20 protein-coding genes are annotated in these 23,219 nt (G+C 37.8%); 15 read left to right on the plus strand and 5 right to left on the minus strand.

Annotated elements, in window-relative coordinates:
• Positions 1–17 precede the first annotated feature (17 nt).
• Complete coding sequence (locus KI343_RS08745) at positions 18–494, minus strand: DUF2621 family protein (RefSeq protein ID WP_212926026.1); 477 nt, start codon at positions 492–494, stop codon at positions 18–20.
• 464 nt (positions 495–958) lie between these two features.
• Here KI343_RS08745 and KI343_RS08750 point away from each other — a divergent pair, with 464 nt between their 5' ends.
• The 5 genes from KI343_RS08750 (at position 959) to KI343_RS08770 (ending at position 6,567) form a co-directional block, all read left to right on the plus strand.
• Positions 959–2,080 (plus strand): ATP-binding protein, encoded by a 1,122-nt coding sequence (locus tag KI343_RS08750; protein WP_212926027.1) that lies wholly within the window; start codon positions 959–961, stop codon positions 2,078–2,080.
• Positions 2,081–2,328: 248 nt separating this feature from the next.
• Positions 2,329–5,040: an aconitate hydratase AcnA gene (acnA, locus tag KI343_RS08755; protein ID WP_212926082.1), complete on the plus strand. Its 2,712-nt coding sequence runs from the start codon at positions 2,329–2,331 to the stop codon at positions 5,038–5,040.
• A gap of 165 nt (positions 5,041–5,205) precedes the next feature.
• Positions 5,206–5,811, plus strand: a complete 606-nt coding sequence (locus KI343_RS08760; RefSeq protein ID WP_212926028.1) for a TlpA family protein disulfide reductase — start codon at positions 5,206–5,208, stop codon at positions 5,809–5,811.
• 28 nt (positions 5,812–5,839) lie between these two features.
• Positions 5,840–6,268 carry an acyl-CoA thioesterase gene (locus KI343_RS08765; RefSeq protein ID WP_212926029.1) on the plus strand — a complete coding sequence of 143 codons (429 nt, stop codon included), beginning with the start codon at positions 5,840–5,842 and terminating at the stop codon, positions 6,266–6,268.
• Between the two features lie 2 nt (positions 6,269–6,270).
• Entirely contained in the window at positions 6,271–6,567 is a 297-nt protein-coding gene (locus tag KI343_RS08770) for a hypothetical protein (protein WP_212926030.1), read from the plus strand.
• A 55-nt stretch (positions 6,568–6,622) separates the two neighbouring features.
• Here the strand turns inward: KI343_RS08770 and KI343_RS08775 are convergent, their stop codons facing one another.
• From KI343_RS08775 to plsY, 4 genes are all read right to left on the minus strand, one after another.
• Entirely contained in the window at positions 6,623–6,922 is a 300-nt protein-coding gene (locus tag KI343_RS08775) for a HesB/YadR/YfhF family protein (protein ID WP_212926031.1), read from the minus strand.
• A gap of 260 nt (positions 6,923–7,182) precedes the next feature.
• On the minus strand, positions 7,183–7,419 hold the full coding sequence (yidD, locus tag KI343_RS08780) for a membrane protein insertion efficiency factor YidD (RefSeq protein ID WP_212926032.1): 237 nt from the start codon (positions 7,417–7,419) through the stop codon (positions 7,183–7,185).
• 7 nt (positions 7,420–7,426) lie between these two features.
• Entirely contained in the window at positions 7,427–8,356 is a 930-nt protein-coding gene (gene folE2, locus KI343_RS08785) for a GTP cyclohydrolase FolE2 (RefSeq protein ID WP_212926033.1), read from the minus strand.
• Positions 8,357–8,468: 112 nt separating this feature from the next.
• On the minus strand, positions 8,469–9,050 hold the full coding sequence (plsY, locus tag KI343_RS08790) for a glycerol-3-phosphate 1-O-acyltransferase PlsY (RefSeq protein WP_212926034.1): 582 nt from the start codon (positions 9,048–9,050) through the stop codon (positions 8,469–8,471).
• A 158-nt stretch (positions 9,051–9,208) separates the two neighbouring features.
• Here plsY and KI343_RS08795 point away from each other — a divergent pair, with 158 nt between their 5' ends.
• The 10 genes from KI343_RS08795 (at position 9,209) to KI343_RS08840 (ending at position 22,935) form a co-directional block, all read left to right on the plus strand.
• Positions 9,209–10,273 carry an ABC transporter ATP-binding protein gene (locus KI343_RS08795; RefSeq protein WP_212926035.1) on the plus strand — a complete coding sequence of 355 codons (1,065 nt, stop codon included), beginning with the start codon at positions 9,209–9,211 and terminating at the stop codon, positions 10,271–10,273.
• A complete protein-coding gene (locus KI343_RS08800; protein WP_212926036.1) occupies positions 10,270–11,793 on the plus strand; it encodes an ABC transporter permease/substrate-binding protein in 1,524 nt (507 codons plus the stop codon). The genes KI343_RS08795 and KI343_RS08800 overlap by 4 nt, the downstream gene beginning before the upstream one ends.
• A 20-nt stretch (positions 11,794–11,813) precedes the next feature.
• Positions 11,814–12,230 carry a CoA-binding protein gene (locus KI343_RS08805; RefSeq protein WP_212926037.1) on the plus strand — a complete coding sequence of 139 codons (417 nt, stop codon included), beginning with the start codon at positions 11,814–11,816 and terminating at the stop codon, positions 12,228–12,230.
• A gap of 851 nt (positions 12,231–13,081) precedes the next feature.
• Entirely contained in the window at positions 13,082–15,037 is a 1,956-nt protein-coding gene (gene parE / locus KI343_RS08810) for a DNA topoisomerase IV subunit B (protein ID WP_212926038.1), read from the plus strand.
• 25 nt (positions 15,038–15,062) lie between these two features.
• Positions 15,063–17,522 (plus strand): DNA topoisomerase IV subunit A, encoded by a 2,460-nt coding sequence (gene parC, locus KI343_RS08815; RefSeq protein ID WP_212926039.1) that lies wholly within the window; start codon positions 15,063–15,065, stop codon positions 17,520–17,522.
• Positions 17,523–17,857: 335 nt separating this feature from the next.
• Entirely contained in the window at positions 17,858–19,000 is a 1,143-nt protein-coding gene (locus KI343_RS08820) for an acyl-CoA dehydrogenase family protein (RefSeq protein ID WP_212926040.1), read from the plus strand.
• 16 nt (positions 19,001–19,016) lie between these two features.
• Positions 19,017–20,372, plus strand: a complete 1,356-nt coding sequence (locus KI343_RS08825) for an acetyl-CoA carboxylase biotin carboxylase subunit (protein WP_212926041.1) — start codon at positions 19,017–19,019, stop codon at positions 20,370–20,372.
• 1 nt (position 20,373) lies between these two features.
• Entirely contained in the window at positions 20,374–20,583 is a 210-nt protein-coding gene (locus KI343_RS08830) for an acetyl-CoA carboxylase biotin carboxyl carrier protein subunit (protein ID WP_212926042.1), read from the plus strand.
• A gap of 15 nt (positions 20,584–20,598) precedes the next feature.
• Positions 20,599–21,384 (plus strand): enoyl-CoA hydratase, encoded by a 786-nt coding sequence (locus KI343_RS08835; protein ID WP_212926043.1) that lies wholly within the window; start codon positions 20,599–20,601, stop codon positions 21,382–21,384.
• 21 nt (positions 21,385–21,405) lie between these two features.
• Positions 21,406–22,935, plus strand: coding sequence for an acyl-CoA carboxylase subunit beta (locus KI343_RS08840; protein ID WP_212926044.1), 1,530 nt, complete (start codon positions 21,406–21,408; stop codon positions 22,933–22,935).
• Positions 22,936–23,219: the final 284 nt, after the last annotated feature.

The following is a 23,219-nucleotide window of genomic DNA, read 5'->3' on the forward strand; positions in this document are numbered from 1 at the left end:
ACTATGTAAATACATTTTTAAGATCTTTTTCGTTTTTTATACTTTTCTTCCCAATTTTCCTGATAGTTATCTTTGGATTGCTGGAAATAAGGTTCATATGGAGTAACGTCGATATTCTTTTGCTTCAATTTTTTACGAAGAAATTTATGATCTCTTTTTGGAGTTGCTAAAATATATCCTTCAATTAACGTAGAACGTGTAATGGTTGCTTCCTTTTTTTGAATAGATAATTCTCCAATCTTGCTCGCAATTCTTTGCCTGGCGACGTCTCTAAAAAGTTCAGGAACTGGTGAAACAAGCTCTTCCAGGAAATCTTTTTCTGTTTGCGACCATTTATGTATTGTCTGCTCTAAATAATATTCTTCCCAATCCATAATAGAACGGCCATCTTCTTTTGGCAGACGCTTTAAGAACTTACGAAACATAAAATATCCGCCGATAGCCAATAACCCTATTAGTAAACAGCCCCACAATATAATTATAAGTGATATCATCGTACACCTCACCCTTAATCTAACAAGCAAAATTACGAATATTGCTAATTATTATAAAATATTAATTTATTTTTTTAGAAAATTATAGTAACATTAACTTATAATACATTGTTATAATTACTTAATTCATATTATAAAGTCATTAAGAAATATACACAAGTATTCATAATTATTTCGTCATAATCATACATATTATTTTATAAGTTCTTGTTCAAAAAAGTACGATAAAAAGAGCCGTGTCAGCAAAAGTTTCAAGCACCACCTGATGCCACAAATATCGACACGCCTAATTGCGACTGCTTGTCCCATTGATAATAACTGCGTGTCGAAAATTCAGAGGTTCAGGTCGCAGTGGCTTGTACGCGTGCTTCAGACGTGAGCGATTTTTTGCAAAAGGTTTCTTGGTTTCCTTTTTATTCATTTTTGAACAGCGTCTATAAAGAATTTCTGGAAGGAGCATGGTTATGGATAATCATCAAAAAAATAAGCTGCCAAATGACATACGCACTTCTGAAAGTCTTCATAATCTACACCCCGATGCAGCACTTTCAACTGTTATTGTTTCATTGCTTAGTAAGAATATAGAAGGAATCGTGTTGGTACAAAACTTAAATGGTGAGATAGAATATATAAGTGAATCCGTATCTAGGATCCTTGGCTATGAACCAAAAGAATTAATCGGAAAGAAATGGAATGATTTTTCTGCTGAAATAGATTCAAAGTTTAAAGTACAGGTGTCGGCTGATGACGAAATGAAACATAAAAATCTATTTATCGATATTCCAGACAGAAAAGGAGAAAATATCTCTTTTTCTTGTGAGTTGAATTATGTTCCAACAGAGATAGATAAGGAAAAAAGATTACTTGTTTATTTGGAAAGAGAAACGGAAGAATTAAAACTAGAAGATTTAATGATTCGTTCAGAGAAGATGAATGTTGCAGGTCAGTTAGCAGCAAGTCTGGTGCATGAAATCAGAAATCCACTTACGTCTTTAAAGGGCTTTTTACAATTATTGCAGGCAGGTGCTCAGCATAAGGAAGAATACTTCAATGTTATGATTGAAGAAGTCGAGAAGATTGAATCGATTACCTCGGAATTATTATTTATTTCGAAGCCTTTAACAGATAAACGATCAAAAGAAGAGGTAACGAGTATGATGCATGACGTTGAAATGCTGTTACAATCCCAAGCAAATCAAAAAAATATACAAATTATAATAGAAAGCAATACAAATGCTTCGATTCTTTGCGATCGTTCTCAGATTAAACAAGTGTTAATTAATTTAGTGAAAAATGCGATTGAAGCGATGGACCAGCCAGGAAATATAATTGTAAAAGCGAAAAATATTGATGATAAAGTTAAATTATCTGTTATCGATGAAGGAAGCGGTCTACCTGAAGAGATTTTACATCGTCTTGGAGAGGCTTTTTTTACAACAAAATCATCAGGTACAGGACTAGGTCTACTAATTACTAAAAAGATTCTCAGTAATCACGATGCTGACTTTTATATGTATAACAATGAAGGTAAAGGAAGTACTTTTGAAATTATTTTTCCCAGCGCAGACGGTGAAGATGAAGAATAAGATGATGATACATCTTTTAACGTAATATTACTTTCACTATGAAAAATTAATTCAATGTATAAGTTTAAGTTATCTCATGGCATAACTTTTTACTATATACTAATCAGCAAGAATTATTTGTTTTATTTAATAGATTCCTATATTATAAGTATGAAGACGCTATTTATTGGAATAGCAGTATTGATTCAAAAAAGTAATACCTCCTTATTTTCGTATAAGGAGGAGTGCAAATGAAAGGGGTAACACATATGTCGAACACAAATGCATACAATGCAAAAAAGCAGTTCGAACTAAATGGAAAGACGTATAATTATTATCGTTTAAAAGACCTTGAAGAAGCTGGATTAGGTAAAGTAGATCGTTTGCCATTTTCAATCCGTGTTCTTTTAGAATCTTTACTAAGACAGCATGATGGACGTCAAATTAAAAATGAACATGTTGAATCGTTAGCAAATTGGGGAACAGATAAGGCGACAGGAGCAGATGTTCCATTTAAGCCTTCCCGAGTTATCCTTCAAGACTTTACGGGAGTGCCTGCAGTAGTAGATCTTGCCTCTCTTCGTAAAGCAATGGTAGATTTGGGCGGCGAACCAGATAAAATCAACCCCGAAGTTCCAGTAGATTTAGTTATTGACCACTCCGTACAGGTTGATAAATATGGTACACCAGATGCATTACGTGCGAATATGGAATTAGAATTTGAGCGTAATGCAGAGCGCTATGAGTTCTTAAACTGGGCTCAAAAAGCATTTAATAATTATCGTGCAGTACCCCCAGCAACGGGTATTGTTCACCAGGTTAACTTAGAGTACCTTGCTGATGTTGTACATGCAAATGAAAACGAAGACGGTACGTATGAAACGTTTCCTGATACACTGGTTGGTACTGACTCACATACAACGATGATTAACGGCTTAGGTATCCTAGGCTGGGGTGTGGGCGGAATTGAAGCTGAAGCAGGTATGTTAGGACAGCCTTCTTATTTTCCAGCTCCTGAAGTAATCGGTGTGAAGTTCACTGGTTCTTTCCCGAACGGTACTACAGCTACTGACCTCGCATTGAAGGTAACCCAAGTATTACGCGAACAGAATGTGGTTGGTAAATTTGTAGAGTACTTTGGACCAGGGCTAAAAGATATGCCTCTAGCTGACCGTGCGACCATTTCTAACATGGCTCCAGAATACGGTGCAACTTGTGGATTCTTCCCAATCGATCAAGAGACTCTCGATTACTTAAAATTAACTGGACGCAGTGATGAGTTAATTGCAGTTGTTGAAAAATACTGTAAAGAAAATGATTTATGGTATGATGCAGACGGCGCAGATCCAGAATATACAAAAGTAATTGAGATTAACTTATCCGATTTAGAGCCAAATCTTTCTGGACCAAAACGTCCACAAGATTTAATTGCTCTTTCTAACATGAAAAAAGAATTCAATAAAGCGATTACGGCAAAAGAAGGAAACCAAGGATTTGGATTAGACAAATCTGAATTTGATAAAGAAGTTGAAATCAAACATCCAAATGGTAAAACTTCTGTTATGAAGACTGGCAGCCTAGCTATTGCAGCAATTACATCTTGTACAAACACATCTAACCCATATGTTATGTTAGGTGCAGGACTTGTTGCGAAGAAAGCAGTAGAAAAAGGCTTAGAAGTTCCTGAATACGTAAAAACTTCTCTAGCACCAGGTTCAAAAGTTGTAACACGTTACTTAGAAGATGCTGGTTTACAAACTTATTTAGACAAATTAGGCTTTAACCTTGTAGGGTATGGATGTACAACTTGTATCGGTAACTCTGGCCCGTTGCGTGAAGAAATTGAAGAAGCTATTGCTGAAAATGACTTAATTGCTTCTTCGGTATTATCAGGTAACCGTAACTTTGAAGGGCGTATCCATCCTTTAGTGAAAGCTAACTACCTAGCATCACCGCCACTAGTAGTTGCATATGCACTGGCAGGAACAGTAGATATCGACTTAACAAAAGATGCACTTGGTAAAGATGCAGATGGTAATGATGTTTATATGTCTGATATCTGGCCGACACTTACAGAAATCAAAGAAGAAGTAGAGAAAGTAGTTACTCCAGAAATCTTCCGTAAAGAATATGAAGATGTATTTAATTCCAATGAAAAATGGAATGAAATTGATACAACAGATGAACCTATATTCGAATGGGATGAGGATTCTACTTATATTCAAAATCCGCCATTCTTTGAAGGTTTAACACCAGAAGCAGGTACAGTTGAACCATTATCTGGTTTGCGTGCTATTGGATTGTTTGGAGATTCTGTCACTACAGATCACATTTCTCCAGCTGGAGCAATTGCAAAGGATATGCCAGCAGGTAAGTACTTACAAGAAAAAGGAGTTTCACCAAGAAACTTTAACTCTTATGGTTCTCGCCGCGGTAACCATGAAATCATGATGCGTGGTACATTTGCTAACATTCGTATCCGTAACTTGTTAGCACCAGGTACAGAAGGCGGTTATACGACGTACTGGCCAACTGGTGATGTGATGCCGATTTATGATGCTGCTATGAAATATCAAGAAGCTGGTACAGGACTTATTGTTATTGGTGGAAAAGATTATGGCATGGGATCATCGCGTGACTGGGCTGCTAAAGGTACGAACTTACTCGGGATTAAAACGGTTATTGCTGAAAGCTTCGAGCGTATTCACCGTTCTAACCTTGTAATGATGGGCGTGCTTCCATTACAATTTGAAAAAGGTCAAAATGCGGAAAGTCTCGGCTTATCTGGAAAAGAAACATTTGCAGTAGATATAGATGAAACAGTAAAACCAGGTGATGTTGTTAATGTTACTGCTACAGACGAAGATGGTAAAGTAACGACATTTAAAGCTCTTGCCCGTTTTGATAGTGATGTAGAAGTTGATTACTATCGTCACGGTGGTATTTTACGTATGGTACTGCGTGAAAAAGTGCAAGCATAAATAGACGTATTATGAACATACAGGAAAAGGGTCTTATTCTTAGATAAGGCTCTTTTTCTGTGCATTTAAAGCGTCCTAATTCTAAAAAGAGCTCTATCCTTTACAAATACATCGTTCCTCTTTACGATAGAAAAAGGAAACCAATTTGGATGGTGAGATATAAAAGTGTATAAACGGATATCTGCGTTGACTTTGTTATTAGTGCTAGTTGGAATAGTTATTGCCAATATTATTCAAAATAAACCATCAGATCCTACAGCAGCAGAGGTAGAAGGAGAAACTGTTCTTGGGGATGATGGATCTGCTGGTCAAGGTGCTGCCATTGCACCTGCTGAAAGTGTTGGTCTTGAACCTGGACAGCCTGCCCCTGACTTTGAATTGAAAACATTGGGTGGAGAGAATTTTCAACTGTCTGATCTGCACGGGAAGAAAGTAATCTTGAATTTCTGGTACTCTTGGTGTCCTCCATGTATAGAGGAGATGCCGGAGCTGCAAGAATTCTATAATGATTATCAAGAAGAGGTAGAAGTGGTCACGGTTAATTTAACCAAGGTTGAAAATAACTTATCTGATGTTGCGAACTTTATAGATGAACATGGATATACTTTTACAGTACCTTTAGATGAGGACGAGCGTATATCAGAACGATATGTCGTTTATGCAGCCCCAACAACCTATTTTATTGGAACCGATGGAACAATACAACATCCAAGAAGAATAGGGCCCATGGATTATGAATATATGGCAAAAATGATCCAGGATATGAATTGATTGAAGCGATTTAGAGGAGGAAGAACCTTTGTTAATCACAGAAACACCAATAGAAGTAAGGTATCAAGAAACGGACCAGATGGGCGTTGTTTATCATGCAAACTATTTAGTTTGGTTTGAAATCGGCCGCACAAAATTTGTTGAGGCACTAGGACTCAACTACAATGATGGCATGGAGCAGCATAATGTTGTTTCCCCAGTTATTGATGCACAAATTTCATATAAACGAGCGATACGTTATGGTGAAAAGCCAGTTGTTAAAACATGGCTCGATGCTTATGATGGAATTCGTACCGTTTATCGATATGAAATTTTAAATGAAAATGGAGAACTGGCAGTCAGTGGAACCACCACACATACAATTGTTGATAAGAAGACATTTCGTCCATTATCCATTCGCCGTAAATTCCCTGATTGGCATGCAGCGTATCAAAAACAATTAGAGAAAGAGGATTAGGAATGGCTTTTGGTTTAAAAAGAGAAGAGTTAAACAAATGGAAGAAAAATGTACGGGCTGGTCAGATTGATTTTATCACCCATTATTGGCTTGACGACCGTTTTCCTGGGTGCAATACAGTTACAAAAGTAGGTTGTAGTGACTTAGAGAAGCTAAAACAATGGGGAAAAAAGTATAATTTGGATCCGTCCTGGATTGACCTAAAGCCTGAATATCCACATTTCGATTTATTTGGTGACTATCAATGGAAAATTTTAAAATCTGAGAATCGGCTTGACCAATTAGAGCGGTTTAAATGATAAAAGCGCAGGGGACAAAATTGTCTATCCTGCGCTTCTTTTATGGTAAATGGTTTTAGTTATTTTGTTCTGGATATTCAATTTGAGGCTCTTGTTTTGTCTCATCATAAGTTACATTCAGGTTTGCCCCTTCAAAATACCAATCATCTGATTCTTCTACAAAGAAATGAATACCTTCTATGGTTGTTGAAGCGACTGCTTTCTCAGGCTCTTCAACTTTAATCCCAAGGGAAAATCCGGCAATTCTGCCGCCGACTCCGCCGTATCTTGGATAGAACCTTACATATTCTTCATTCTCTAAAAATAATTCATCTTTATACCATTTTGCAGCTTGCTCTGATACTTTAATTTCCATCTTCTCTCTCCCTTTATAGTGGATGTTCCAAAAGCCGAATAAAAATCTCGCATCAAGAATTGCTACAAGATCGCCCGCGTCGTATGGGCACCTTAGATATGATTACTTCCTGCGGCGCTTTTACCATTGAGCCCTAAGATTTCGACGATTACTCGTCATAGTAAAAGCATTGCGCACGTATTAAGATACATGCATTTCGCTATTCAAACTGTGTCGCCTCAAACTTCTGGGTCTTTTTATCAGCCTTTTGAACTCACACTTTATTGATGCTTTTTCTTCTCCACTTTTTCTGGGACATAATCGACCCCGCCTGGATGAAATGGATGACATTTACTAATTCTTTTTATAGTCAATATTCCACCTTTAAAAAATCCAAAACGTTGGAATGCTTCTAAGCCATAGGCTGAGCAAGTTGGGTAGAACCGACAAGTTGCAGGAGTGAATGGACTAATGGCTAATTGGTAAAAACGTATTAGCCCGATAAATATATATTTCATCATGCCATTATCCTTGTTCGTTGCGTTTGTCGTACGTAATGGATGCAATGGCGTCATGCATATGAATGGATTCCTCATTACGACATGCTACATGAAATTTCATCACAGAAGGAATTTCATAAAGATCGGCAGCAATTAAACGAACCATATCCTCTACAAACCGGGGGTTTTCGTAAGCTTGCTCTGTCACCATTTTTTCATCAGGTCTTTTTAAGATGGGATGAAGCCGAGCACTTGCATTGCTCTCGGCAGCTTCGAGTAAAAGAATCTTCCAATCTTCCTCTGTATCCGAAAAACTAGGGTCAAGCTCTGTTTCAATCGTTACATTGCCACGTTGATTATGTGCGCTATATTCACTAATTTCCTTTGAACAAGGGCATAATGTCGTGATTAGTGATTTTAAAGAAACATTAATTTGATAATCTTCATTTCTCGAATAACGTACTGAAATAGACGCTTCTGCATGATTGAGTCCAGCAGCAAAAGTCTGTGGAGCTTCCCGTTCATAAAACCATGGAAAAGTGACCGAAATAGACGCATCTTCTTGTTCCAATTTTTTCGATAAGTCCTTTGTAAACTGTTTCAGTTCATCAATAGTAATTGTAAATCCAGCCTGATGATATTCTTCTAGTAACTCCATAAAACGACTCATATTCGTCCCCTTACTATCTGCAGGGATACTAGATGAGAATGTAAATGTACCGATGGTTGTCTGCTCAATAGGTGCTTGTCTGCTTGTGACACGGATAGGGTATTTTACATTTGCAACCCCTACCGTATCGAGCGCAAACAGGAAATCACGTTTCAAATTTTGTAAGTCAGCCATTTTACTTTTTTCAGTCGGCTTTTTCTTTTCGGCAGGCGGGACAGAGCCAAATAATTTATGTCTTTCTTCCTTTGGTGGAAGTTTTTTTAATGAAATCGTGTTTATTTGCATAAAATAACGCCCTTTCTAAATAAAACATCTAAGATGCTTCTTCAAACAATCAAAAATGATAACTAGCCACTAGTATACTGAATGAAACTTAAATATTCAATTTATCGAACTTCTACATCCAAGTTATTTTAGGCTCCGTTCCATCTTTTATTCGTTTAATATTTGTACGATGTCGATAAGTTACAAAAGCAGTTAGTATAAAGATAACAATGGTTAACCCGACATCTTGGAAAAACAATGAAGCAATGAAGGCAATAATTCCAGTAATCATAGATGAAAGTGAAACATATTTCGATAAATATAAGGACAGTAAAAAGGTTGCCACCATAATAATAAACAAAACAGGATTAATTCCGAGAATCATACCGCCTGATGTGGCAACAGCTTTGCCGCCTTTAAATTTAGCAAAAATCGGATAAGTATGTCCTAATACAGCTATAATACCAATGATTAAAGGATAAACATTTGCATCGAATAATTGAGGCAATAAAGCAGCTGCTGTTCCTTTTAAAATATCGCCCACTACCACGATACTCCCTGCTTTTATTCCAAGTACGCGAAAGGCATTGGTTGCTCCAAGGTTGCCGCTTCCATGCTCGCGGACATCTATTTTATATCCTATTTTCCCAATCAGCAAGGCAAATGGAATAGATCCTAACAGATAGGCGATAACCCCAAAAATAATATAATCCATACGCTTCCAACTCTCTCTTCCAAATTCTTATTTTATCTTCCTATGGCTATTTTAGCATGAACCTATCTGATTAAGTATAAAAAATTTAAAATAACTTGGAAATGAGGTTTTAAAGTCTTATAATCGGGAATCTTTTTACGGAAAGGGGGAATTTTAACATGATTACATTTAAAGACATTACAAAAACATACCCTGATGGTACAACTGCAGTAAATCAATTTAATTTAACAATTGAAAAAGGGGAATTTATGACGTTAATCGGTCCAAGTGGCTGTGGAAAAACAACAACAATGAAAATGATTAATCGTCTGATTGATCCTTCTAAAGGAACGATATACATAGATAATAAACCTGTAAGCGAATATGCTATTCATGAATTACGATGGAATATCGGATATGTCTTGCAGCAAATTGCTCTATTCCCACATATGACAGTGCAGGAGAATATTCAAGTCGTACCAGAGCTCTTAAAATGGAATAAAGAGAAAATGCGAAAGCGAACAGATGAATTATTGGATATGGTAGGACTAGATCCAGCGATATTTAAGAAGCGTTATCCAGATGAGTTATCAGGTGGTCAACAACAACGCATTGGCGTTATTCGAGCATTGGCTGCTAATCCTGATATTGTACTGATGGATGAGCCATTTAGTTCGCTGGATCCAATTAGCAGAGAGCAATTACAAATTGATATTTTTAAATTGCAAACGGAGATTAAGAAGACGATTGTTTTTGTAACCCATGATATGGACGAAGCATTAAAAATGAGTGATCGGATTTGTTTAATGAAAGAAGGGAGAGTGATTCAATGTGATTCACCTCAACAATTAATGAAAAATCCTCAAGATGACTTTGTAGAAGAATTTATTGGAAATAGGCAATCACCGTGGCTAAAACCAATCAAAGAAGTAATGAAAAGGGACATCAATTATTTTATAAAAGATAGGTCTGGTACGAATATGGATGAAAAAGTGCCGTATTATATAATGATTGATGAAAACCAGCATTTAACAGGTATGTTTGAAAGTCATCGAGAAGTTAAAAATGTAGTAACTATCCCAGCTGAAAGTACGATAGAGGATGCGTATAAAATCATTCGTTCGACAAATCAATCCCATTTTCCTGTAGTGGGAGATAATCAAAAAGCTGTGGGCGTTGTAACCAGCCAGCAACTGCTCCACTACTTCTATCAACAAGAGAAGGAAGGAGCCAGCTTTCTATGAGTTCATTTATTACTGTTTTTGAGAATCGCCAAGATATGCTATTTCAGGCTGTTTGGGAGCATTTACAAATTTCTTTACTTTCGCTTGGGATTGCTATTTTGATTGCTGTGCCAATAGGAATTATGCTGACAAGGTATCCACGTGTTGCAGAGCCCATTATCGGAACCTCTGCCGTCTTACAGACAATACCTAGTCTGGCAATACTCGCATTTTTAATTCCTTTTTTAGGGATTGGTGTTCAACCGGCTATTGTCGCACTTGTTCTATATGGCCTGTTGCCAATCCTTCGAAATACATACACAGGAATAAACAGGGTAGATCCAGCGTTGCGGGAAGCCGCTAGAGGCATGGGAATGAATACGGTGAAGCAATTAATGAAAGTAGAGCTGCCAATTGCAATGCCGGTAATTATGGCAGGCATACGTACATCTATGGTCCTTATTGTCGGGACAACAACAATTGCAGCTTTAATTGGAGCTGGCGGTCTAGGGGATATTATCTTACTTGGTTTAGACCGGGGCGGAGATATTCAACTTGTATTATTAGGTGCCATACCAGCTGCTTTATTAGCAATTATAATTGATTTTATCCTGCGTCTATTTGAGAAATCATCTAAAAAATATGGAATCCAAGCTTTTATTGCAATGTTTGTGATTGTCATACTCGTAGTAATGATTCCATTTATAACCCTGAACAATCAAAAAGCGGATATTGTTATTGCTGGAAAATTAGGGGCAGAACCGGAAATACTCATGAATATGTATAAACTTTTGATTGAAGAGGAAAGTGATATAACCGTTGATTTAGAACCTAATCTGGGAAAAACGGATATGGTATTTAACGCATTACAGCAAGGAAGCGTTGATATATATCCGGAGTTTACAGGAACCGTTATTGTCTCTTTACTGGATGAACAAGCGGAGTCAAATGAAGCAGAAGAAGTGTATGAGCAAGCCAGAGATGGTGTCAAAGAAGCATTTAATTTAGAACTTTTGGAGCCAATGGCCTTTAATAATACGTACACGGTAGCTGTAACGAAAGCGTTTGCTGAGGAAAATAATCTTACTTCTATCTCCGATTTGAAATCGATTGAAGATCAAATAACAGCTGGATTTACATTAGAGTTTCATGATCGCTATGATGGCTATGTTGGAATGCAAGATGTATATAATTTAGACTTTAGCGAGGTTAATACCATGGATCCAGGTCTGCGCCGAGGAGCCATTTCCAGTGGAGAAGTAGATGTGATAGACGCTTATGCAACAGATAGCTATATGGTAGAATTAGGGTTAGTATCCTTAGAAGATCCTGAAGATTTATTCCCGCCATATCAAGGAGCACCGTTAATGCGAGCTGATACATTGGAGGAATATCCCGAGCTAGAAGATATCCTTAATCAGCTAAGCGGAAAGATTACAGATGAAGAAATGCGGGAATTGAATTATCAAGTGGATTATGAGGACGCACCAGCAGAGGATGTTGCCAGAGAATACTTGATTGATAAAGGTTTAATCAAATAATTATATAGGGAGGAATTATCATGTCAATCGAAAATCCAAGTAAAGAAAGATTAAAAGAAATTCTTAAGAATGCGAAAACCATTGCGGTTGTTGGTTTATCTGCTAATCCAGAAAGAACATCGCATCAAATTGCTAAACGAATGCAGGAGGAAGGGTATAAAATTATCCCTGTGAACCCTACGCTTGATGAAGTTCTCGGAGAAAAAGCGTATAGCACTTTAGCAGAAATTGAGGAATCCATTGATATTATTAATGTATTTCGCCGCCCTGAGTATTTGATGGATGTTGCAAAAGATGCTGTACAAACTGACTGTAAAATGTTTTGGGCGCAGCAAGGAATCATAAATAAAGAGGCTTATGACTTTTTAAAAGAACATGATTTTGAAGTAGTGATGGATCTTTGCATTAAAGTAGTTCATGCTGTTTTATTGAAATAAAGTTTTAAGGATAAATAACATAAAAAGTTAGTTTTACATCATAGATTTACTGATTTACAGGCTTTTCATATGTGTTCTAGAGAGCTAAAGTCAGGTGTTATAAGCCAGACTTTAGCTTTTTATTGCACTTTAAAGATGAACCAGTGAAGGGTGTTTCTGTAGAACTATAAATTATCCCCCGCGATAAAGATCTCCATCTTGAATAACCTTAAATGAATGGATTACCTTGCTTTTCTTCGTTTTTTCAAATAAGATATTAAATGATGTAAACATTGATATCGTGCGTTAAATCCTGCTTTAAGAAGGCAAACTGTTTTTAGGTTAACGCCAAAATCTGTGGTTGGAATTTATCGTAGAAACATGGCAATGACATGAACGAGTGTAGTGTTGTTTCCGTAGCTGTCGCTAAAAGCGTAACTACATCTCCTTTGTCTTCCGCAGATTTTGGTGAAAAGTCTGTTATGAATTGAAATATATTTTTATTTATAGAAAGTTAGTATGCTTAGACTAGACTAAAAAACAGATTATGCTCTATAGTTGTACAAACAAGCACTAAATAATTTAAACCCAATGAAGAAGAAAATGCGTTTTATAAGTGTAACTATCTAAGGCTCTGAGCATTCAGTTACTTACAGGTTCTTATCGAAAGTCTTGTAACCAGGTTTGTTTGTTGCTGAATGATTGCTCTGTGCTTTTTTCTTTTATTAGAAAATGTATGATTCCCCAAGTCTTTGGCTGAATAATATAGTCACGCTTATACAGAAAGGAAAGTTTTATACTTCTTATTTGTCAAATGAGAACAAAAGTTCTATTATGTGTATAGAGGAAGTTTTGAAAGGAGAAGATGATTCGTGGAGAAGGAATATCAATACTCTGATAGTTCTATCCAGGTTTTGGAGGGGCTAGATGCAGTACGAAAACGACCAGGAATGTATATAGGAAGTACAGACATTCGTGGATTACATCATCTTGTTTATGAAATTGTTGATAATGCAGTTGACGAAGCCTTGGCTGGCCACGGCAATCAAATTACGGTAACGATACATAAAGATGACAGTATTTCTGTAGAGGACAGAGGCCGCGGTATGCCGATTGGAATGCATGCGACAGGAAAGCCCACAATCGAGGTTATTTTTACGGTTCTGCATGCAGGAGGAAAGTTTGGTCAAGGAAGTTACAAGACAAGTGGAGGTTTACATGGGGTAGGAGCATCTGTCGTAAATGCTCTATCCGAATGGCTCACGGTTACAACCTATCGCGAGGGACATAAATACGAACAGCGTTTTGAAAACGGCGGGAAACCAGTAACCACTCTCGAGGATAAAGGGCCTTCTAGAAAAAAAGGTTCTTGTATTCATTTTAAGCCAGATCCAACCATCTTCTCTACAACGGTGTTTAACTTTGAAACTATTTCTGAACGTTTAAGAGAATCTGCGTTCTTACTAAAAGGGCTAAAAATTGAATTAAAAGATGAGCATAATGGCGAACAGCAAGTTTACGAATATCCGGAGGGATTGCAATCATTTGTAGAGTGGCTAAATGAAGAAAAGGACGTTCTTCATTCTGTCGTTTCCTTTGAAGGAGAACAGTCAGAAATTGAAGTGGAATTTGCTTTTCAATTCAATGACGGATTTGCTGAAAATATGCTTTCATTTGTAAACCACGTACGGACGCGTGACGGAGGTACACACGAGTTTGGAGCAAGAGCGGCAATCACTCGTACCATAAATGATTATGCAAGAAGAGCCGGGTTACTAAAAGAGAAAGATAAAAATCTAGAAGGAACGGATATCCGAGAAGGTTTAACAGCGATTGTATCCGTTCGTGTCCCGGAGAATAAATTGCAATTTGAAGGACAGACAAAAGGGAAATTAGGAACAACGGAAGCACGTTCTGCAGTTGATTCCGTCGTATCTGAAAACCTAACCTATTTTTTAGAGGAAAATGCAGAAACGTCCTCTTTGCTGATTAAAAAGTCGATTCGTGCGAAAGAAGCACGGGAAGCAGCAAGAAAAGCGCGGGAAGAAGCTCGTTCCGGCAAGAAAAGAAAAAGAAAAGATACATTATTAAGCGGAAAGTTAACGCCAGCACAATCGAAAAACCCGAAAAAGAATGAATTATATCTTGTAGAGGGAGACTCTGCGGGCGGTTCCGCAAAACAAGGCCGGGACCGTAAATTCCAAGCAGTGCTTCCACTGCGAGGAAAAGTCATTAATACAGAAAAGGCCAAGTTACAGGATGTTTTTAAAAATGAAGAAATCTCAACCATTATCCACACGATTGGTGCAGGTGTAGGCGGGGATTTTAATATGGATGATGTTCAATATGACAAAATTATTATTATGACCGATGCAGATACCGATGGGGCTCATATTCAAGTGCTTCTATTAACTTTCTTCTATCGTTATATGCGACCTTTAATCGAGTCTGGCAAAGTGTTTATCGCTCTCCCGCCACTATTTAAAATTTCCAAAGGCAAAGGTAAGAAAGAAAAAACACATTATGCATGGGATGAAAAAGAGCTAAAAAAAGCGGTGGAAGAATTAAAAAATGGTTATATTATTCAACGATATAAAGGTCTAGGTGAAATGAATGCAGATCAGTTATGGGAAACAACGATGAACCCGGAATCCCGCACACTAATTCGTGTATCGATTGATGATATTGCCAGAGCGGAAAGAAGAGTCACCACCTTAATGGGAGATAAAGTAGAGCCGCGTCGTAAATGGATTGAAGGACACGTTAAATTTGGTTTAGAAGAAGATGACACCATTTTAGAAAATGAAAATATTCATAAAGAAGATTAGTTCGGATTGTAAGGAGTGATTCCAGTTGGATCAAACAGAGAAATATTTAGATCTTCCTTTAGAAGAAGTAATAGGAGATCGTTTTGGAAGATACAGTAAATATATCATTCAAGATCGTGCACTTCCCGATGCTAGAGATGGATTAAAGCCTGTGCAGCGGCGTATACTTTATGCGATGCATGTAGATAGAAATACGCATGAAAAGAATTTTAGAAAAGCGGCTAAGACGGTTGGAACAGTTATTGGTAACTATCATCCTCATGGAGATTCTTCTGTTTATGAAGCAATGGTGCGCCTAAGCCAAGACTGGAAAGTTCGTAATGGGCTCATTGAAATGCATGGTAATAATGGCAGTATCGATGGCGATCCACCCGCTGCAATGAGGTACACAGAAGCAAGATTATCTCCTATAGCATCGGAGCTTCTTCGGGATATTGATAAAGAGACGGTCGAATACATTCCTAACTTTGATGAAACAACAGATGAACCCGTTGTTTTGCCAGCCAAATTTCCGAACTTGCTCGTGAATGGTTCAACAGGAATTTCTGCGGGGTATGCAACGGATATTCCTCCTCATAATTTAGGCGAAGTAATTGATGCGGTCATTATGCGCATTGATAAACCAGAGGTCAGTGTAGATGATTTAATGCGTGTGCTGAAAGGACCTGATTTCCCAACAGGCGGAATTATTCAAGGGATTGAAGGAATTAAAAAAGCATATAAGACGGGAAAAGGAAAAGTTGTTGTACGAGGAAAGGCCGCTATCGAAAGCTTAAAAGGCAATCGTGAACAAATCGTGATCACAGAGATTCCGTATGAAATAAATAAGGCAACGATGGTAAAGAAAATGGATGAGCTTCGTATTGATCGAAAGGTCGAAGGAATTGCTGAAGTACGTGATGAGACTGACCGAACTGGATTGCGTATTGTTGTTGAATTAAAGAAAGATGCAAATAGTGAAGGTATTTTAAACTTTTTATATAAAAACACAGACTTACAAATTACCTACCATTTTAATATGGTTGCCATTAAAGATAAAACGCCAATGCTTTTATCATTGCCACAGCTTCTCGACGCATATATCAGCCATCAGCGCGAGGTTGTCACAAATCAAACCCGCTTCGATTTAAACAAGGCTAAAACAAGAGCACATATCGTTGAAGGTTTAATTAAAGCTATTTCGATCTTAGATGAATTGATTGCAACAATTCGTGCATCAAAAGATAAAGCAGATGCAAAAAATCAAATCATGATGAAGTACGGATTTACGGAACCTCAAGCAGAGGCTATCGTTAATCTACAGCTCTATCGATTAACAAATACGGATATTGTTCAATTAGAGGAAGAAGCTAGAGAATTGCAGAAACAAGTGGAAAAGCTTTCTGCCATCCTTGAAAGTGAAAAGAAATTGCTTCAAACAATTAAGAGTGATTTGAAACAGCTCAAGAAAAAATTTACAGACGCTCGGCGTACCCATATTGAAGACAAAGTAGAAGAATTAAAGATTAATATTGAAGTTACGGTTGCAAGCGAAGATGTATTAGTTTCTATCACCAGGGATGGTTATGTGAAGCGGACCAGCTTACGTTCCTATGCGGCTTCAAATAATCAAGACTTACCATTGAAAGATGATGATCATCCAATAAGTCTATTAGAGGTTAACACGACAGATGATTTATTACTCTTTACGAATAAGGGCAGATATATTTTATGTGCTGTTCATGAACTGCCAGACATTCGCTGGAAGGACATGGGGCAACATATTTCCCATATCGTACCTTTAGAAAAAGAAGAACACCTGATTAACGTGATTCCTGTTCGTGATTTTAAAGAAGAGGAAGGCTTCTTAATGTTCTTTACAAGAAATGGTATGGTTAAAAAAACCGAATTCCAGCTTTATGAAGCACAGCGTCGGGGAAAAGCATTAATTGCCTTAAATCTAAAAGGGAATGATGAACTGGTTCAAGTAAGTCGTACAGATGGAAACAAGGATATTTTTATCACTACGAATAAGGGCTATGGTTTATGGTATGAGGAAGCTGAGGTATCCATTGTCGGTCAAAGAGCAGCTGGCGTAAAATCCATTGCTTTAAAGGATGATGATTTTGTAGTGAATGGACAAGTATTTGATCAAGAAGCAAAAAAAGATTTATTTGTAATAACACAGCGTGGAGCTTGTAAACGGATGAAGTTAAAATCCTTTGAAAAAGCAAGCCGCGCGAAACGTGGGTTAATTATGCTGAAAGAATTAAAGAAAAAAGCCCATCGAATTCAAGGATTTTTTATGGTTAGTAAGCAAGAAACCATTTGTTATGAAACGAAAAATGGGGAAACCCATAAAGTATATCCTTTAGAGTTGTCCATAGCCGATCGTTATAGCAATGGGTCGTTTATTGTAGATACCGACCAAACTGGTGAAGTAATCGAGGTATATAAGGAAACAACTTATGAAAAACCATTTGGAAATACAGACAACGAAACATAAGAAATAAGGAAATCTCCTTAACGTGTAACAGCACCGTTAGGGAGATTTTTTATAAGAAAAAAGAAAACATTACGCTAATCAAAAAAACATTTTATCTTTTTCTTTGCCTAACTCCCAGGTTTTGATAAAATAGAATGGAAGCGCATTCAAACAGGTGATTTGTGTTTGATCGCATGATCTGCCAATCTATTGTGAATAAAAGAGCAGTTTAAGTTCTTAACCCATTTAATTGGAAGTATGATAAATAAATGATGTTAATCCAGACGATGATAGCTTCATTTTATTTAACAAAAATAATTGAATGGATTCCATTTTAGGCAAAAGGGGGCACGAGGATGAATTTTGATTTAACGAAAGAACAGAAGATGATTCAGCAGATGGTTTCTGACTTTGCGGAAAAGACAATACGGCCAAGAGCAATTGAAATCGATGTCAATGCTGCTTTTCCAGAAGACATCTTTCAGGAGATGGGAAAGCTTGGTTTATTAGGTATTCCATTTCCTGAAAACTATGGCGGCTCTGCCGGTGATACGATTTCATATGCTATCGCTGTAGAGGAAATCGGCCGCTGCTGTGGAAGTACTGGATTAAGCTATGCAGCAGCAGTTTCTTTAGGAGCCAGTCCTATTTACTATTTTGGAACAGAAGAACAGAAACAAACGTTTCTAAAGCCAATTGCTGAAGGGCGTTCGTTAGGAGCGTTTGGCTTAACAGAGCCAAATGCAGGATCAGATTCTGGAGGTACAAGAACGACTGCAAAGCTAGATGGCGATGACTATATTATTCAAGGAGAAAAATGTTTTATTACAAATGCAAGCTTTGCAGATTTTATTATTGTTACGGCAGTCACCAAAAGAGATGCAAACAATAAGAATAGAATTTCTGCCATCATTATCCCGACAGATGCGGAAGGGGTTACGATTCGCAGTAATTATGAAAAAATGGGAGTTCGCGGATCTGATACAGCTGAGGTCATCTTGGATAACGTTCGTGTTCCCAAAGAGAATTTACTCGGTACGAAGCATCAAGGACATCAACAATTTTTGAAAACACTAGATGGGGGAAGGATTTCCATTGCTGCATTAGCTGTCGGTATTGCCCAAGCCGCATTAGACCGCTCCCTGCAATATGCAAAAGACCGTAAACAGTTCGGCAAATCAATTTCCAGCTTTCAGGCGATTCAATTTAAATTAGCCGATATGGCAATGGAAATTGAGCTTGCTCGTAATATGGTTTATAAAGCAGCCTGGTTAAAAGACCAAAATAGAAATTATTCTAAAGAAGCTGCATACGCCAAATTATATGCAACAGAAATGGCGTTCCGTGCAGCAAATCAAGCTATACAAATTCATGGCGGGTATGGTTATATGCGTGAATATGAAGTAGAAAGACTATTACGGGATGCGAAACTCTTAGAAATTGGCGAGGGAACTTCAGAAATTCAGCGAGTGGTTATCGCAAGACTTCTAGGTTGCTAGAGAAGGGAGGAAGCCCATGATAAAAAAAGTATTGATTGCTAATCGGGGGGAAATAGCAAGAAGAATTATTCGTACTTGTAAACAATTAGGCATTCAAACTGTAGCTGTATATTCGGATGCAGATCAAAATGCTTTATTTAAAAAAGATGCTGACGAGGCTTATCATATTGGACCTTCACAAGTACAGAAAAGCTACCTTCAATTAGATAAAATAATGGAAGTTGCTGAAATTTCAAACGTAGATGCGATTCACCCAGGTTATGGTTTTTTAAGTGAAAGTCCAACATTCGCTGAGCGCTGCAGGGAAGAAAATATCATTTTTATCGGGCCTGAAGCAGACATTTTAAGATTGATGGGCAGTAAGATTGAAGCAAGAAAAGCAATGATAAAAGCCGGCGTGCCGGTCATTCCTGGGACAGACCACGCTGTAGATTCCGCAAGAGATGCTGTAGCTATTGCGGAACAGATTGGCTATCCGGTGATGTTAAAAGCCTCTGCAGGCGGAGGCGGTATCGGAATGGAAGTAGTACATTCAGCCGCTGAACTACAAAAAGCTTTCGAAAACAATTCCAAAAGAGCAGAAACATTTTTTGGTGATGGAGCAATGTTTTTAGAAAAGCATCTACAAAATAGCAGACATATTGAAGTACAGGTATTAGCAGATCATCATGGTAATACCGTTCATTTATTTGAACGAGAGTGCTCGATTCAGCGCCGAAATCAGAAGGTGTTAGAAGAAGCTCCCTCTCCAGCCATTTCTGAAGAGCTTCGCGTCAATTTAGGGAAGACAGCAGTAAAAGCTGCAGAAGCAATTCACTATACAAATGCTGGAACGATTGAATTCTTAGTCGATGAAAAGGAGCATTTTTACTTTTTAGAAATGAATACACGTATTCAGGTGGAACATCCAATAACAGAGGAAATTACGGGTATTGACATCGTTAAAGAACAAATCAATATTGCCAATAATCAAGTACTTCCGTTTCAGCAAGACGAAATACAAAGAAACGGGCATGCGATTGAGGTAAGAATTTATGCAGAAGATCCCATTCGTTTTTTTCCGTCGCCAGGAACAATTACTAGACTTGAATTGCCTAAAGGAGAAGGTGTTCGCAACGAATGTGCTGTCACCTCGGGAGATAAAGTGACCCCCTTTTATGATCCAATGGTTGCCAAACTCGTTGTTTACGGAGAAAATCGTTCCGAAGCAATAGATAAATTAAAAGAAACACTGCATCAATTTAAAGTGGAAGGAATAAAAACAAACATACCGATGCTTCAAGAAATTATAACGTATGAGGCATTTATAGAAGGAGACACACAAACATCCTTTTTAAGGAAATATTATCAACCAACAACAGGAGGGAATTAATATGGAAATCAAAGCATCGATGGCAGGAAATGTATGGAAAATTACAGTTCAGCAAGGAGAAGCAGTAGAGGCAGGCCAAGATATTGTTATTTTAGAATCTATGAAAATGGAAATTCCAATTGCTTCGGAGGAAAAAGGTATTTTAAAGGAATGGAAAGTACAAGAAGGCGATTTTGTTGATGAAGGAGATACGATAGCTATCGTTGAATAAATTAGTTTGGGGTGTATGCCTGTGCAATGTGTAAACTATGAAATCATTCATGAGAAAATAGCAGTATTAACATTAAATCGGCCGAAAGCTGCAAATGCGTTATCTGTCGCATTATTAACAGAATTAGAGGATTGTATTAAAAAGATCAGGACTACAAAAGAAATCGGTTGTGTGATTTTAACAGGAAGTGGAGAGAAAGCTTTTTGTGCAGGTGCTGATTTAAAAGAAAGGAAAAATATGAGCGACAAAGAGGTTATTGCCGCCGTCCAGAAAATTGGCAGCGTTGCCACTGCGATCGAAAAAATAGAAGTGCCAGTTATCGCTGCAATCAATGGTACAGCTTTGGGAGGAGGACTTGAACTCGCACTGGCCTGTGACCTGCGGATTGCGGCAAATCATGTAAAGTTAGGATTAACAGAAACGGCTCTAGCAATCATACCGGGTGCTGGTGGTACGCAGCGATTACCTAGATTGATAGGCATCGGGCAAGCAAAGCTGCTTATATACACAGCCAAAGCCATTTCAGCAGAGGACGCGCTCGGCATCGGGCTGATTGAGCGGTCAGTCGATTTCTTGGATTTACGAGGTGAAACGATCAAATTAGCTAAACAGATAACGAAAAATGGACCTATCGCTATCAGACAGGCCAAAAAAGCAATCAATCAAGGGATCGAGCTTCCAATTGATAAGGCGCTTCAAATAGAACACCAATCCTATTTAGAAGTTATACCGACTAAAGATAGAAAAGAAGGCCTTCTTGCTTTTCAAGAGAAGAGAGAACCCAATTATCAAGGATACTAAAGTAGGAAGGAGAATGCTTATATGAGTAAGGAAAAGGAGCTGCGTGATCGTATTGAAAAAATTAAAAAGGGGGGAAAACAAAAATATCATGACAGCAATACTGAAAAGGGGAAACTTTTTGCAAGAGAAAGAATCAATCTCCTTTTTGATTCTCATGATGTCATAGAAGATGGTATATTTGCGAATGTGATGGCTGAGGATTTGCCAGCAGATGGCGTGATAACTGTTACAGGAAAAATAAATGGTCAAACAGTTTGTGCGATGGCCAATGATTCTACTGTCAAAGCTGGCAGCTGGGGGCAGCGGACAGTAGAGAAGATCTTACGTATTCAAGAAACTGCTGAACGGTTAGAAGTACCGATGGTTTATCTTGTTGACTCTGCAGGTGCGAGGATTACAGATCAAATTGATATGTTTCCCGGAAGAAGAGGAGCGGGACGTATTTTTTACAATCAAATCAAACTTTCTGGAAGGGTCCCGCAAATTTGCTTATTATTTGGACCATCTGCAGCTGGCGGGGCGTATATTCCTGCTTTTTGCGATACTGTTGTCATGGTGGATGGTAATGCCTCGATGTATTTAGGCTCTCCACGAATGGCGGAAAAGGTGATTGGCGAGAAGGTTTCCTTAGAAGAAATGGGGGGAGCAAAAATGCATTGTACTACCTCAGGAGTAGGTGATGTTTTAGTTGATACCGAAGAGGAGGCCATTCAATTTGCTCAAAAATATTTAACGTATTTCCCTGCTAATTTTCGTGAAAAGCCTGAGAAGATAGCCTCTGTGGAGCCACAGGCCTTTGACAAATCAATCAGTGAAATTATTCCTGAAAATCAAAACGCTGCTTTTGATATGTATGAGCTGATTTATCGTACAATCGATAAAGATAGTTTTTGTGAAGTGAAGAAGCGTTTTGCTCCGGAGCTAATCACCGGATTGGCACGGATAGATGGTCAAAGTGTAGGAATCATTGCGAACCAGCCCCGTGTAAAAGGCGGTGTCCTTTTTACAGACTCAGCAGATAAAGCAACAAAGTTTATTCAATTATGTGATGCATTTGGGATATCATTACTTTTCTTAACCGATGTACCAGGGTTTATGATTGGAACAAGAGTAGAGAAACAGGGGATTATCCGTCACGGTGCAAAAATGCTATTTGCAATGGCTGAAGTAACTGTTCCTAAAATTTCCGTTATTGTCCGTAAAGCATACGGAGCAGGATTATATGCCATGTCAGGACCTGCTTTTGACCCAGATTGCTGCTTAGCCTTTCCAAATGCACAAATTGCTGTCATGGGGCCAGAAGCAGCAGTAAATGCAGTAGAAGCAAATAAAATTGCAAAACTTCCAGAAGAAGAGAGAGAGGCTTATATCCAGGAGAAGCAAGCTGCCTATAAAGAGGATATTGATATCTATCGCTTAGCTTCGGAAATGATTATTGATGATATTATTGATCCAGATCAGCTCAGGAATGAACTGATAAGACGTTTCTCGATTTATCAGAATAAGAAAAAGCAATTTACAGAGCGCAAACATGGGGTATATCCTGTATAATATATTATTTCCAACAGCAATGTTAAAACGCTTAGGTCAAAAGCTGCCTAAGCGTTTTTAAGTACAAAATTTTACGAACGTGAAGCCATTTTCCAATGATCTCAAGATAAAGTTCCCAAGACTCTCCTTTAAATTCCGGATTATCAAGGTGATATCCCGATTTTGCCAATTTTAATAAAATAATTCTAAAGCAATAAAGTTCACTATAATAATATTATGTAAACTAAATTTTTTAATACCTAGAATTCAGAACCGATATTACGTATAATAGAAATGGTACATAA

This window comes from Oceanobacillus sp. J11TS1, assembly GCF_018333215.1.
GTDB lineage: Bacteria > Bacillota > Bacilli > Bacillales > Amphibacillaceae > Oceanobacillus.